The sequence below is a fragment of the Streptomyces glaucescens genome, from assembly GCF_002154375.1.
GTDB classification, from domain to species: domain Bacteria; phylum Actinomycetota; class Actinomycetes; order Streptomycetales; family Streptomycetaceae; genus Streptomyces; species Streptomyces glaucescens.
Genome location: NZ_MUND01000688.1, coordinates 1 through 13,643, shown reverse-complemented (window position 1 = coordinate 13,643; position 13,643 = coordinate 1). Strand labels below are relative to the sequence as shown.

The 13,643-nt window shown below is 72.3% G+C and carries 9 protein-coding genes; 3 read left to right on the top strand and 6 right to left on the bottom strand.

The genetic code is table 11. The features are described from left to right. Positions 1-109: 109 nt before the first annotated feature. The gene (gene cyc2, locus CCN42_RS35030; protein WP_086741422.1) at positions 110-2,287 is read right to left on the bottom strand and encodes a germacradienol/geosmin synthase Cyc2; all 2,178 of its coding nucleotides are present in this window, start codon (positions 2,285-2,287) and stop codon (positions 110-112) included. A gap of 161 nt (positions 2,288-2,448) precedes the next feature. Here cyc2 and CCN42_RS35025 point away from each other — a divergent pair, with 161 nt between their 5' ends. Together CCN42_RS35025 and CCN42_RS35020 are read left to right on the top strand one after the other, a co-directional pair. Further along, on the top strand, positions 2,449-3,246 hold the full coding sequence (locus CCN42_RS35025) for an alpha/beta fold hydrolase (RefSeq protein ID WP_086741421.1): 798 nt from the start codon (positions 2,449-2,451) through the stop codon (positions 3,244-3,246). Then, positions 3,243-4,508: a cytochrome P450 gene (locus tag CCN42_RS35020; RefSeq protein WP_086741420.1), complete on the top strand. Its 1,266-nt coding sequence runs from the start codon at positions 3,243-3,245 to the stop codon at positions 4,506-4,508. The genes CCN42_RS35025 and CCN42_RS35020 overlap by 4 nt, the downstream gene beginning before the upstream one ends. A 39-nt stretch (positions 4,509-4,547) precedes the next feature. On the opposite strand, the gene CCN42_RS35015 is transcribed toward CCN42_RS35020, so the two are convergent. The 5 genes from CCN42_RS35015 to CCN42_RS34995 form a co-directional block, all read right to left on the bottom strand. Then, on the bottom strand, positions 4,548-5,729 hold the full coding sequence (locus CCN42_RS35015) for a damage-control phosphatase ARMT1 family protein (protein ID WP_086741419.1): 1,182 nt from the start codon (positions 5,727-5,729) through the stop codon (positions 4,548-4,550). A gap of 43 nt (positions 5,730-5,772) precedes the next feature. Continuing rightward, positions 5,773-6,420 carry a ScbR family autoregulator-binding transcription factor gene (locus tag CCN42_RS35010; protein ID WP_086741418.1) on the bottom strand — a complete coding sequence of 216 codons (648 nt, stop codon included), beginning with the start codon at positions 6,418-6,420 and terminating at the stop codon, positions 5,773-5,775. Between the two features lie 339 nt (positions 6,421-6,759). Continuing rightward, entirely contained in the window at positions 6,760-8,565 is a 1,806-nt protein-coding gene (locus CCN42_RS35005; protein WP_086741417.1) for a S8 family peptidase, read from the bottom strand. A gap of 362 nt (positions 8,566-8,927) precedes the next feature. Next, positions 8,928-10,439: an aromatic amino acid ammonia-lyase gene (locus CCN42_RS35000; RefSeq protein WP_086741416.1), complete on the bottom strand. Its 1,512-nt coding sequence runs from the start codon at positions 10,437-10,439 to the stop codon at positions 8,928-8,930. An 11-nt stretch (positions 10,440-10,450) separates the two neighbouring features. Further along, positions 10,451-11,410, bottom strand: coding sequence for an ABC transporter substrate-binding protein (locus CCN42_RS34995; protein ID WP_086741415.1), 960 nt, complete (start codon positions 11,408-11,410; stop codon positions 10,451-10,453). Between the two features lie 308 nt (positions 11,411-11,718). Here CCN42_RS34995 and CCN42_RS34990 point away from each other — a divergent pair. Then, positions 11,719-13,643 (top strand): sensor histidine kinase (locus CCN42_RS34990; protein ID WP_245877609.1); only part of this gene is annotated, 1,925 nt, incomplete at its 3' end.

The window sequence follows — 13,643 nt, the reverse complement described above, 5'->3', positions numbered from 1 at the left end:
GCCCGCGGCCTGCCGGCCGCCGCGGAGGAGAGGCGCGGCGGGCTCGCGCAGGCCGCCGCCCGGAGAGTGCGCGACCTCGCCGCGGCGACGGCCGGGAGGGTCCGGGCGGTCAGCCGACCCACGCGGGGGCCGGGACCCTGGGGACGGGGATCGCGGGGGCGCGGTCCGGGAGGAAGGCGTGGGCGCGGCTCGCCAGCCACTCGGACTTGTAGCGGTTCACCGAGCGGTGCCAGTTGAGGATGCCGGCCATCCAGTTCTGCAGCGCGACGACGTACGAGTCCAGTCCGGCCCGCTCCTCGTCCGCCAGGGAGAAGTCCTCGCACACCACGGGGATCTCGGTGGCGAGCACGTGCTCGAACTGCTCCATGCGCTGGTTCAGCAGGTCGCCGACGATGTCCAGGGCGGCCGGGTAGTCGATGCCGAAGAAGTTCTGCACGACCAGGACCGCGTTGTGGATCTCGCCCTCGTACTCGATCTCCTTCTGGTAGGAGAACACGTCGTTGAGGAGGCAGGCGAAGTCCATGGCCGCGTTCTCCAGGGAGCGGACCGGCCCGCTGCGGTAGACCTCCGGCGGGACCGAGGGCCCGTGGCCCATGCGGCACAGGCTCATGGTCATGTCGGAGCCGAAGGTGGCGCGGCGCATCTCCAGGTAGTCGACGGGGTCGGGGATGCGGTGCTGGATCTGGTTCGACACCTCCCACACCCAGGACTCCGTCATGACGTTCACGGCGTTCTTCAGGCCCCGGCGGGCCTCCTCGTCCATGCCGGCGGTGGTGCGGCCCCACAGGTCGATGAGGCTGCGTTCCATGGCGTTGGCCGGGACGATCGGCTCCTCGCCGGCGAGCGGCATGCACGCCGACAGGCGCTCGGTGGTGAGCCGGGCGGCGGCGAGGTCGCGGCGGTGCCCGTAGACGAGCGGGTAGTAGTCGTCGCCGTAGGTGCCGAAGGCCAGCCACTGCGCGCTGAGGTCGAGGGCCTCCGCGGAGCCGTCCGGGTCCAGTCCGGCGGAGCACAGCGCGAGGTCGTAGGCGGCGAGTTTGTCCTCGTCCCAGACACCCTCGCTCATCATGCCCATCTGCCGCGTCCACGGCAGCAGGCGGGCACGCGCGCCGTCCAGGCCGGAGTTCAGCCGGAGCGGGTAGGGCATGCGGATGTCGGGGATGCGGGACGGGCCGACCTTCTGGAACGGCCGGTGCGTCCAGGCCCGCAGCCGCTGGGCGCCCGTCGAGGCGAGCAGCGCGCGCACGTCGGACGCCGAGGTGCCCAGCACGCCGAGGCCCGGCCCACCCGAGGCGACGGCGTTCTCGTTCATGTAGCGGCTGGAGCGCAGGTGCCACTCGTGGCCGCCGGACTGCCAGTCCTGCAGGCCCTTGGTGTAGGCCGCCACCGCCGCGACCTCGGCAGGGGGCAGCCCCTTCTCCAGGGCGAGCGCGGGCACTTCGGTCAGCGCGGTGTGCTCGAACTGGTGGAGCCGGGAGCTGAGGACGTCGTTGACGGTGTCGGCGGCCTCCTGGGTGGTGCAGCCGAAGAAGGTCTCCAGCACGAGGACGCCGTTGCTGTTCTCGCCCTCGTCCTCGACCTCCCGCTGGTAGGAGAAGAGGTCGTTGCGCAGGTGCACGGCGTCCGAGAACGTCTCCATCAGCACTCGCAGCGGCCGGGATCCGGCGACGGACGCGGGCACCTCGGCGGTCGCGTACTCCACCAGCCCCGCCGACCAGGGGGCGCCGCCGACCTTGCGGCGCATCTCGATGTACTCGACGGGGTTGGCGATCCGCCCCTCGTTGATGTTGGACAGCTCCCACAGGGACTCGTTCAGCAGATGCTCGGTGGCCACGGCGAAACGGCGGCGCCAGTCGGCGGACATCGACGGCACGGTGCGCGCCCACAGATCGGCGAGGCCCGCCTCGACCGGGTTCTGCGGCTCGGGCACGGGGGCGCCCGGGTCCAGCGGCATGAACAGCGGCAGCCGGTCCAGATAGGCCTTGCCGCCTGCGCGGTCCTGGCTGCGCTTGAACGTCTCCAGGAAGTGGTCGTCGAAGAAGAACACCCACACGTACCAGTCGGTGATGAGCGAGAGGGCTTGCGCGTCGCAGTCGGGGTGGGTGTAGGCGCAGAGCAGGCCGTAGTCGTGCGCGTCGAGGTCGGCCTGCTCCCAGATCCCGGAGCCCTCCAGCATGCCCATCTCGCGCGCCCACGCGGTCGAGTGGGTGCGGGCGGTGCCGAGATGCGGGTTCAGCCGCGCGGGATACGGCATGTAGAAGTGCGGGAGTTCGAACGGCTGCGTCATGGCCGGGCCCTACCCCCGCGTCCGCCGGGGCATCCGCCGGGACACACATGATCACACCATCGCGTGAATCGGGGGCGTCGCGGGAGTCCGCCCTCGGGCCGGTCCGTTTCCCCGGTGTACGACCCCTTGCCGCCCCCTCGACCTCCCGACACGGTGATGCCATGACCTCCTTCGCACTCCCCCATGAACTGCACGGCGACGGCGCCCACAAGGTGTTCGCCGTGCACGGATGGTTCGCCGACCGCTCCGCGTTCACTCCCCTGCTGCCGGATCTGGACCGTGCGGCGTTCCAGTACGCGCTGGTCGATCTGCGCGGCTACGGCGCGGCGCGCGCCGACTCGGGCGCGTGCACCACCGGAGAGGCCGCGCTGGACCTGGTCCAGCTGGCCGACCGGCTGGGCTGGCGGCGGTTCTCGGTGGTGGGGCACTCGATGGGCGGCGCGATCGCCCAGCGGCTGCTGACCGTGGCACCGCACCGGCTGCGCCGGATCGTCGGCGTCTCCCCCGTCCCCGCTTCCGGGCTGGACCTGCCACCGGAGCAGTGGGAGCTGTTCGCGGACGCCGCGCACCGGCCGGAGAACCGGCGGGCCATCATCGACCTCACCACCGGCGGCCGCCGCCCCGCCGCCTGGCTGGACCGGATGGTGGAGCGCTCCCTGGCGTGCAGTGACCCGAAGGCCTTCCGCGCCTGGCTGGACTCCTGGGCGCGGGAGGACTTCCACGACCGGGTGGAGGGCGTGCCGGTCCCCGCGCTCGCCGTCGCCGGGGCGCTGGATCCCGCGCTGTCGGCGGACCTGCTCCGGGCGACCTGGCTGGTCTGGTATCCGCGCGCGGAGCTGCACGAACTGCCCTGCGCGGGGCACTACGCGATGGACGAGACGCCGCTGGAGCTGATCCGCGTGGTGGAGGACTTCCTCAGGGCGGACGAGGACGACGACCGTGCCGGTGGGCCCGCATGACCTGGCCCGACGCCCCGCCCGTGCCGGACGTCTTCGACCCCCGGCTGTACGCCACCGCGGTTCCGTACGACGCCTACCGGTTCCTGCGCGACCATCACCCGGTGGCCTGGCAGGAGGAGCCCGAGGTTCTGGGCTGGCCGGCCGGGCCCGGGTTCTGGGCCGTGACCCGGCACGCGGACGTGGTGCGCGTGCTCAAGGACGCGGCGGCCTTCTCCTCGTATCTGGGCGCCACCCAGATACGCGACCCGGATGCGGACGATCTGCCGTTCATCCGCCGCATGATGCTCAACCAGGACCCGCCGCACCACAACCGGCTGCGGCGGCTGGTCAGCCGGGCGTTCACCCCGGGCCGGATCGAGCGGTTCACGGCGGTCGCCGAGGAGCGGGCCCGGGCGCTGTTCGCGCGGGCCGTGGCCGAGGCCCGCGCCGGGGACGGCACCGTCGATCTCGTCACCGCCGTCACCGACGACTACGCCCTGCTGAACCTGGCGGATCTGCTCGGCGTCCCGGAGGGCGACCGGGGTCTGCTGCTGCACTGGACGCAGCGGGTGATCGGCTATCAGGACCCGGACGAGGCGGGTCCCCCGGTGCGTGACGAGCGGGGCGCCCCGGTGAACCCGCGCTCCCCCGCGGCCCTGCGGGACATGTTCGACTACGCCCAGCGGCTCGCCGCGCACAAGCGGCGCCACCCCGGCGACGATGTGCTGACCGTCCTCGCCCGGGACGGCGAACTCGCCGACGCCGAACTGGAGATGTTCTTCTTCCTGCTCACCGTCGCGGGCAACGACACGGTGCGCGCCGCGGCGCCCGGCGGGCTGCTCGCGCTGGCGGAGCACGCCGGTGAGTGCGAGCGGCTGAGATCCGGTGCGGTGCCGCTCGCCTCAGCCGTCGACGAGCTGCTGCGCTGGCACCCGCCGGTGCTCACGTTCCGCCGGACCGCCGTCCGCGACACCGTGCTGGCCGGGCGCCGGATCCGCGCCGGTGACAAGGTGGTCGTCTGCCACGCGGCGGCCAACCGGGACGAGCGGGTGTTTACCGACCCGGACCGGCTGGACCTGGGCCGCACGCCGAATCCGCAGGTGTCATTCGGGGACGGACCGCACGTCTGTCTGGGTGCTCACTTCGCCCGGCTGCAGCTGCGGGTGCTGTACGGGGAGGCACTGCGCGCGCTGCCCGTGCTGCGGACCGCCGGGCCGCCGGGCCGTCTGGTGTCGAACTTCATCAACGGCATCAAGTCACTGCCGATGCGGATCACCCCATGACCCGTCACGTCACGCCCTGGCCCGCCCCGCCGTGACCCGTCACGTCCTGACCTGGATCAGCGCATGGGTGCCCGCGGTCCGCCAGCGCTCGCCCTCGGCGGCGGTCAGCGCGGCCTCGGTGCCGGCGTCGAGGCCGCAGATCACTTCCGACTTCAGGGTGCGCAGAGCGGCGACCGGGCCGGGGAAGTACGCGGTGAGGTCGGCGAAGGGGGTGGTCGGGGGCCATCGCCGGTCGCCCACCAGACGGCGGTAGTTGAGGTCGCCCTTGACCACGGTGAGCGTGGCGGCGGCGAACTCGGCCCGCAGGTCGTCCGGCATCTCGGCGTACGGCAGCGGGCCGCCGGAGAAGGGGTGGGCGCGCAGGATCAGCCGGCCGTCGGTCATCGCGGACCACAGCCGCCTGCCGTACGCGGCGGCGGTGCCGGGTGCCGCGGTGAGCCGGCGCAGCGCGTCGAGCACGTCGGCGGTGGTGGCGTCGGAGACGTAGTAGGGGTGCGGCTTCAGGTGCAGGACGGCTCGTGCGATGCGGCCCCGGTCGAGGAGGTCGGCGATGAGCAGCAGGTCGGGGACGAGTTCACGGCCCGCGTTGTCGGCGACCAGGCAGAGGGTGCCGCCCGCCACGGAGGGCGGGAGCAGCGACCAGAGGGTCTCACTGTCGTCGGCGACCAGTCCGGGGGCGGCGGCCCTGGTGTCGGCGCCCTCGGCGGAGAGACGGAAGCTCAGGTCGGCGCGGTTGCCCCAGAGGGAGCCGTGCAGCAGGGCGCGGGAGCGTTCGTCGGCGGGGCGGTCCGCGACGGCGTCGAGGGCGGCCAGCTCCTCGTCGGTCTGCGGGGCGTCCAGCTCGGCGAGCTTGGCGGGGCGGAAGGGGTCGATGCCCTGCCAGGGCCCGGGGGTGAAGTAGCCGGCGGCTTGCAGGAGTTGCCGGTAGAAGTAGCTCTCGGACCACAGCCAGGGCAGGTCGAACCAGGGCCGTCCGACATGGTCGGCGAGGCCCCACTCCCGCCAGCGGCCGAGGTCGGGGGCGTCCGCGGGGAGAGGTTCGACGACGCCCTCGGTGCAGTTCGCCAGCAGCGCGTCGAGGGCGCGCCGCCGTTCGGGGTCGTACGGGATCGACTCCTGTACCTGCCGGATGATCGCGGGGTGGCGCTCGGCCAGCACCCCGTGCGGGAAGGAGCCGGGCCGGTCGGCGCGGAGCACGGGCGCGGGGGCGGTGTCGGGCATGCGCGTCACCGTATCGCGCGGGGCCCGGCGCCCCGGCCGCGGCTCACACCGCTCGGGCCTCCCGCTCCAGCTGTGCGACCAGGCTGAGGTAGCGAGGGCGGCGCGTCACCGGCACCAGGCCGCGGACCAGGACGTACCACATCTCGGCGGTGCGGCGGGGCAGCCGCACGAGCGGTTCGAGGGAACGGCCCGTGACACGGGTGCCGACGAAGAAGCTGACGAGGGAGTGCGCGACGGCGTCTATGTCGATGTCCGGGTGGACGTCGGACTCCTTGACCGCGCCCAGGAGTTTGCGGGACGCGATCTCCAGCCACTCGGTGAACGGGTGCGGCAGCGGCGGCCGCAGTCCCACACCCGCGGTGGCCAGCCGCAGTCCCGCGCGGGCGACCGGGCCCTCGACGGAGAGCCGGGCGATGCCGAAGGTGATCCGCATCAGGGCCTCCAGTGAGGAGCAGTCCCGTTCCTCCACCTCACGGGCCAGCCGGCGCGAGGCCTGGGACTGGATCTCCATGATGGCGTGGGCCAGGTCCTCCTTGGCCGCGAAGTGGAAGTACAGGGCGCCTTTGGTGACGTGGGCGTGGTCGACGATGTCGCTGAGACTGGTCGACTCGTAGCCGTGCCGGTCGAACAGGTCGGCGGCGGCCGCGATAATCGTCGCGCGGGTCTGTTCGGCGCGTAGCTGCCTCGCCATCGTCTTGACTCTCCAGGCTGAAAAGAACGGGTCACGCCGTTTTTTACTTACCGGATGTACACGATAGCTCACACCTCACCGGCACGTACCACCCCGTCAGTTTTTCCTCGCCCGCCTCTCTGAGGGCGAGTTGGCGCAGTTCATCGTAGCCTCCACCCGGCGTGCTCCACGAGACCGGCGGGCGCGGAGATGCGGCCATGGGGTCCCACATATGACAAACGCGCCCGGGAAAAAGACCGGACGCGCGGTTCCTTACGCTGGGGCACACAAAAAGGCGGGCCGGACGGTGCCCATCCGCACCGTCCGGCCCGCCCGCTCGAGGGAGGCGTCAGACGTCGATCAGAACGTCAGCTTCCAGCTGTTGATCCGGCCCGTGTCCTGCGCGGCCACGTCCTGCACCCGCAGCTTCCAGGTGCCGTTGGCGACCTCGCTGGAGGCGTTCACCGTGTAGGTGGTGAGGACGTTGTCCGCGGAGTCGGAGGTGCTGGAGGACTTCAGCCGGTAGGCCGAACCGTCCGGCGCCACCAGGTCGATGACCAGGTCACCGCGGTAGGTGTGGGTGATGTCGACGCCCACCTGGAGGGCCGACGGGGCGTTGCCGCTGCGGCCGCTGACGGTGATCGGGGACTCGACGGCCGAGCCGGCGTCCGGGATGTTCACGGCGGTGGCGCTGGTGAAGGTGGTGCCCCCCGTCGAGCCGCCGGAACCGCTCACCGCCTGCACCGTCTTGGTGGCGTCCGCGAGACCCGCGCCGCAGCCGCCGGAGCAGGCGCCGGGCAGCGGACGGGCGTTGGCCTTGATCGCCGACTCGATCTGGGCGGGGGTCAGCGTGGAGTTGGCCGACTTCATCAGCGCGGCGAGGCCCGCGACGTGCGGGGTGGCCATGCTGGTGCCCTGGTAGAAGGCGTACGACTCGGTCGACGGCGTCTTGGTGCCGGAGTTCAGCGTGGAGTAGATGCCGTTCGCGGTGCCGGTGCTGGTCTGGCCGCCGGGCGCGGAGATGTCGATCAGGGAGCCGTAGTTGGAGTACGAGGCCTTGGCGCCGGTGCGGCTGGTCGCGGCGACGGAGATCACGTTGTTGCAGTTGCCCGGCGAGTGGTTGGCGACGTTCTCGTTGTCGTTGCCCGACGCCACGACGACCGTGGTGCCGCGGCCGACGGCCGCGTTGATGGCGTTCTGGGTGGCGCTGGTGCAGGCGCCGTCGCCGCCGAGGCTCATGTTGATGACCTTGGCGACGTTGGTGTTGGCGGGCACGCCGGAGACGGTGCCGCCGGACGCCCAGGTGATGGCGTCGATGATGTCGGAGTCGTAGCCGCCGCACTTGCCGAGGACGCGGATCGGGGAGATCTTCGCGCCGTACGCGATGCCCGCCATGCCCTTGGCGTTGTTGGTGGCCGCGGCGATGGTGCCGGCCACGTGCGTGCCGTGCCAGGAGGAGTTGGAGGCCGGGACGCCCGCGCCGCACTCGCCCGCGGCGTACCAGTCGCCCGGGTCGGACGGGTCGCTGTCGCGGCCGTTGCCGTCGACGGCGACGGCGGTGTCGGCGATGAAGTCGTAGCCGCCGACGATGTTCGGGGCGAGGTCGGAGTGGGCGACGTAGCCGGTGTCGATGACGGCGACGGTGACGCCGGTGCCGGTGGTGGTGTTCCAGGCGCCCGGGACGTTCATGCCGGCGGTGGCCTCGAAGAGGTCCCACTGCTTGGCGTAGTCGGTGTCGTTCGGGTCGGCCTGCGGCTTGTTCAGGCGGTCCGGGACGACGTAGGCGACCTGCGGGTCGGCCTGGTACTCGGCGATGACGTCGGCGACGTCCGTCTTGGTCAGGTCCTCGCCGAGGTCGACGAGGGCGGCGCCGGTGCCGAGACGGCGCTGGAAGTCCAGCTGCTCGCCGGCCTCCTTGCCCTTGGCGGCGGCGTCGGCCTCGGCGGCCTTGTTCGACTTGGCCTCGGAGGCGCTGGGCTTGTAGCCCACGATGAGGCGTTCGGCGGTGACGCCGGGGGCGGCCTCGGTGCGGGCCGCGAGGTCGGCGGAGGCCTGGGGAGCGGGCTCCTGGGCGACGGCGACCGAGGTGGTGCCGGCCGTCAGCAGCGCCGCGGAGACCGCGGCGACGGATATCAGCTTGCGTCGCAGGGACGGGGAAGTACGCAAGGGCGTGCCTTTCGTGGCCGACTCCGGGCAGCTCGGAGCGGCGGACGGGCGCTTCGTCGTCGAAGCGGAGGGGGGTGAACCGAAAAGCGAGCGCGGTGGCCGGCCAGGCGCGAAGTGCGTCAGCTGTGCAAGGGGTTACCTGTGGGTCAGCTGTGCTCGAACGATAGGCAAAGGGGAGGTCGCAGGGATACAGGGGAAACCCTCGATCCGGCCGGAAACCCACCCTCGATGTCCATGAAATGACCGCTCGTGACCGCTTTGGCGCGCAATGCGGGGGCGGTTACCGGCAAAGGGGGAACAAGAGGCGAAGAGGGCACGACAGGCAGGCAGGCAAGCAAGCAAGCAAGCAAGCAAGGGTGCGGCTACAGCTCCGCCAGCGCCGTCAGCAGCTCTCCCGCCCTCGCCAGATCCGTGGTGAGGGGACGGTCGTCGGTGCCGGCGGGCAGGGCCTCGGCCGCCGCGGTGAAGGCGCGGACCGCGGGCGGTGAGGGCTGCAGCCGCAACGCGCGTACCGCGGCGACGAGTTCGCAGGCCAGGACGGTGCGGTAGGCGTCGACGGCGCGCAGTGACTGGCGGGCGGCCTGGGAGGCGAAGCTCGCCGCCTCCTCCAGGCCGTGCGAGAGGACCGCGTGCCCGGCGGAGGCCGGGGTGGCGCAGGTGCGCAGGTCGGCCAGGGCGGCGGCGGCCGGGTACTCCAGGATCATCGCCCCGGAGCTGCCCGCCGGGCCGGTGGCGAGGAACGCGGGCAGGCCCGTGAGGTCCGGACGGCCGAGCGCGGTGAGCCGGGCGGCGGAGAGCTGGGCGGTCTGCAGCACCGCGAGATGGAGCGCGTCCAGGGCGAGGGCGAGCGGGGCGGCGTAGAAGCCGCCGTGGTGGAAGGCGGCGGTGCCGTCGGGGGCGATGAGCGGGTTCTCCGAGGGGCAGTTGATCTCGGTCTCGACGATCCGGCGCAGCGCCTCCGCGGCGTCCAGGGCGCAGCCGTGCACCTGCGGGAAGGCCCGGAAGCCGTACGGGTCCTGGATCCGCCGGCCACCGCCGTACGGCCGTTCCGGCAGCCCCAGCAGTCGTCGCACCTCGGCGGCGGCGCGGGCGGCACCGGGATACGGGCGGGTGGCGTGCACCGGCGCCGCGTACGCCTCCGGCGATCCGGACACCGCGGCGAGGGACAGGGCGGCGACGGCGTGACCGGCGCGCAGCAGGGTGTCCAGGGCGTGCCAGGCGAGCGCCGCCTGACCGAGCACCAGGGCGTTGCTGCTGAGCAGGGCGAGCGCGTCGCCGGGGCGCAGCGGCACGGGGGCGGGCGCCGGGCCGGGGCCGGGCGGCAGCCAGGGGCGCTCACCGATCAGCGCCAGCCCGGTCTCCGCCAGGGCCGTGAGGTCGCCGGTGCCGAGGCCGCCGTACTCCAGGACCATCGGGTGGCGGCCCAGCCGCAGCGCCTGCGCCAGGCCCTCGACGAGGTCGGGGTGGATACCGGAACCGCCGGCGAGGAGCTGGTTGGCTCGGACCGCGAGCATCGCGCGCACCTGCCGGGCGGGCAGCGGGGCCCCGGCGCCGCCCGCGTGGCTGCGCAGCAGCCGCAGACCGTGCCCGGCCTCGTCGTCGGCGCCGACCACCACCGAGCGGTGCGCGCCGACGCCGGTGCCCCGGCCGTACAGCCGCCCCGCGGCGGCCAGCCGCTGGGCCGCCCGCCAGGAGCGCCGGACCCGTGCCAGGGCCTTCGCCGGCAGCACCGGCAGGGCCGCGCCGTCGGCGAGCCGGACCACGTCCTCGGCGGTGAGTCCGGCGCCGTCGAGGGTGACGCCGGCGGCCGGGTCCGCCGGCGACGGCCACGCCCCCTCGGGACACAGGGGCGGGCCGTCCGTGGCGGTGCTCATCGGTGGGGCGGTCAGTCGAGGCCGACCGACTTCAGCCAGGACTTGGCCACGTCGAGCGGGTCCTTGTTCTCCAGCTGCACCTGGGAGTCCAGGTCGAGCAGCGTCTTGGTGTCGAGCTTGGCGGAGACCGCGTTGAGGGTGTCGACGCCCTCCTGGGTCAGGCCGCTCTTGTGCACCAGCGGGGTCACGTTGGCGAATCCGAAGAGGTTCTTCGGGTCCTGGAGGACGACGAACTTCTCCTTGGTGATGGTCGGGTCGGTGGTGAAGATGTCCGCGGCCTGCACGGTGTTCTTCGCCAGCGCGGCCTGGGTCAGCGGTCCCCCGGCGTCGAGCGCCTTGAAGGACTTGAACTTCAGGCCGTACTCCTTCTCCAGGCCGAGCAGCCCCTGGTGGCGGGTCTGGAACTCGGGCGAGCCGCCGATGACCAGGTCGGGCGCGATGTCCTTGAGGTCGGCGAGCGTCGACTGCGGTGTCAGGCCGTGCTTCTTCGCCGTCTCGGCGTTGATCGAGACGGAGTCCTTGTCCTCGGCCGGCGCCGACTCCAGCAGGGTCAGCTTGGGGTCGAGCTTGGCCTTGACCGCGGCGTTCACCGATTCGGTGGACTTCTGCTCGGCCTTGGGGTCGAGGTAGGCGAGCAGTGAGCCGTTGTACTCCGGGAGCACGGTGATCGAGCCGTTCTTCAGCAGGCCGTAGGTGGTCTCGCGGCTGCCGATGTTCGGCTTGTAGGTGACCTCGATGCCCTTGGCCTTCAGGGCCTCGCCGTAGATGTCGGCGAGGAGGATGCTCTCGGCGAAGTTGTTGGAGCCGACGACGACGGTGCCGCCGTCCGCCTTCTCTCCGGCGAGCGGGTCGTCGGCCTTGTCCTCGGAGGAGCCACAGCCCGCCAGCAGCGCCGCCGCGGCGGCGAGCGCGACGGCGGCGGTGCCGCGGTGTCTCGTTCTGGACCAGCTGCTCTTCACGGTAGAAGTCACGGTTCCCGTTCCGGGCTCGGTGAGTGGTGGCGTTGCGCTGCCGTCGATCCAATCCAGCGCGTTCCAGGTGAGTCAAGTGACACCTGATCACAATTGCCGTCGACAAGTGGTCGGTTCAGCCATCCCAACCGGCAAGTTGTGTATGAAAGGTGAACGAACCCGCAGGGGAACTGAGCGGGTTGTAACGGATTCTTGACGTGCAGTCGTGATCGATTCGCTCAAGAGGCGGTACTCTCCCGGGAGTTGACGCCCGTCACGCACGTCCATGTCGATCAGAATCGGCCATGGCGGTCATTGAAGGAGGCCCGATGTCCACGCACGAGGCGGGGATCCGGGGCCTCGTCGACCGCTGGCCGTTCCGCCGCAAGCTCAACCTCCTGGTCGGCGTGCCCCTCGCGCTGCTCGCCGCCGTGCTCCTGCACCTGATCGTCGACGAGGTGATCCGCGCACACGAGGCGGCGGACGCGGCCCGGCTCGTCCGGGACAGCGCCGAGGTCGCCACCCTGGTCGACCGGGTCGAGGCCGAGCACCAGCAGGCCATCCTGCTGTCCGTGCGCCACGAGGCCTCCGGCCCCGGCACGAAACCCTCCCTGGAGGGCTACCGCGAGGCCCAGCAGGCGGTCGACGCCCAGGTGGAGAAGGTCCGTGACACCTTCGGCGACCGGCTGCCCGGCACCGAGGCGCGGGCGCTGCGGGAGATCAGCGGCCTGGACAGCCTGCGCGCCACCATCGCGCAGGGATATCTGCCCGCCGACAACATCGACCCGGCGTACACGGGCGTCGCCAAGAACCTCATCGACGGGCTCGCCCTGGACCGCAACCAGGCCCTCGCCGCCACCTTCACCGGCAACCTGCTGGACTCGCTGCTGCGCGCGGACGCCGCCCACAGCTCCTTCGAGACCAGTGTGTTCTCCGCGACGACCGGCGACTCCAACGCGCTGATCGAGTTCGTCAACGCGGTCGGCTTCCAGGAGCTGTACCAGCACCAGGCCGACCGCTTCGGCCGGTTCGCCACCGAGGCGCAGGCGGCCGAGCTGCGCGGCATCGAGCACAGCGCGGCCCAGGCCGTCATCGGCCGGCACTACGCGGAGCTGCAGATCGACCCGAGCGGACTCCAGGCGGGCACTCCGGAAGAGATCCGGGAGAGGTTCAACGAGGCGCTGGCCGCCTACCCCGCCTACCGCGACCAGTCCGCCACCCGGCTGGAGATCACCGCCTCGCTCATCGGCCAGATCGCCGACCGCGCCGACGCCGCCTCCACCGACGCCTGGTGGAACGCGGCCCTGCTGCTGGGCCTCGCCCTGCTCGGCTTCACGCTGTGGCTGGGCTTCGCGGTGGTGGTACGGCGCTCCGTGGTCCGGCCGGTCCAGGCGCTCACCGGCGCCGCCCGCACCGTCGCGGACGTCGCCGGGCGCGAACTCGCCCGGGTCGCCGACGACGACGCCGAGGACGACACCCCGCTGCGCCTCAGCAAGGTGCCGGTGACCGCGCGGGACGAGATCGGCGACCTCGCCGACGCCTTCAACCACGTCCAGAGCACCGCCGCCGCGCTGCTGGAACGCCAGGTGCTCAGCCGCCGCAACGTCGCAGAGATGTTCGGCAACGTGGGCCGCCGGGTGAGCAATCTGACCACCCGCCAGCTGGCCCTGATCGACGCCGTCGAGCGCGGCGAGACAGACCCGGCGCTGCTGGAACGCCTCTACCGCATCGACCACATCGCGGTCCGGCTCCGCCGCAACGCCGACAGCCTGATGCTGCTGGCCGGCATCCGCGAGACCGTCCTCGACGCCGGACCCGCCGCGCTCACCAACGTCGTACGGGCGGCGCTCGGCCAGATCGAGGGCTACCAGCGGGTCGAACTGCACGCCGGGACCGAGGTCACGGTGGAGCCCGACGCGGTGGGCGACCTGACCCTGATGGTGGCCGAACTGCTGGAGAACGCCGTGTCGTTCTCGCCGGCCGGCAGCGCCGTCGAGGTCACGGTGCAGGGCGGCCCGGACGGGGCGACGGTCACCGTCACCGACCACGGGCTGGGGATGAGCGCCGAGCGGCTGGCCGAGGAGAACGCCCGGCTGATCCGCCGCGAACGGCTCGACCTGGTGCCGACGAAGGTGCTCGGCCTGTTCGTGGTGGGCGCCCTGGCGCGCCGCTGGGAGATCGGGGTCACGCTGTCCCGCACCCCGGGCGGCGGCGTCACGGCCGAGATCGCCCTCCCGCCCGCACTGCTGCGGGC

Coding starts and splice junctions, on each gene's coding strand:
- cyc2 (WP_086741422.1), bottom strand. CDS start 2,287: ATGACGCAGCCGTTCGAACTCCCGCACTTCTACATGCCGTATCCCGCG.
- CCN42_RS35025 (WP_086741421.1), top strand. CDS start 2,449: ATGACCTCCTTCGCACTCCCCCATGAACTGCACGGCGACGGCGCCCAC.
- CCN42_RS35020 (WP_086741420.1), top strand. CDS start 3,243: ATGACCTGGCCCGACGCCCCGCCCGTGCCGGACGTCTTCGACCCCCGG.
- CCN42_RS35015 (WP_086741419.1), bottom strand. CDS start 5,729: ATGCCCGACACCGCCCCCGCGCCCGTGCTCCGCGCCGACCGGCCCGGC.
- CCN42_RS35010 (WP_086741418.1), bottom strand. CDS start 6,420: ATGGCGAGGCAGCTACGCGCCGAACAGACCCGCGCGACGATTATCGCG.
- CCN42_RS35000 (WP_086741416.1), bottom strand. CDS start 10,439: ATGAGCACCGCCACGGACGGCCCGCCCCTGTGTCCCGAGGGGGCGTGG.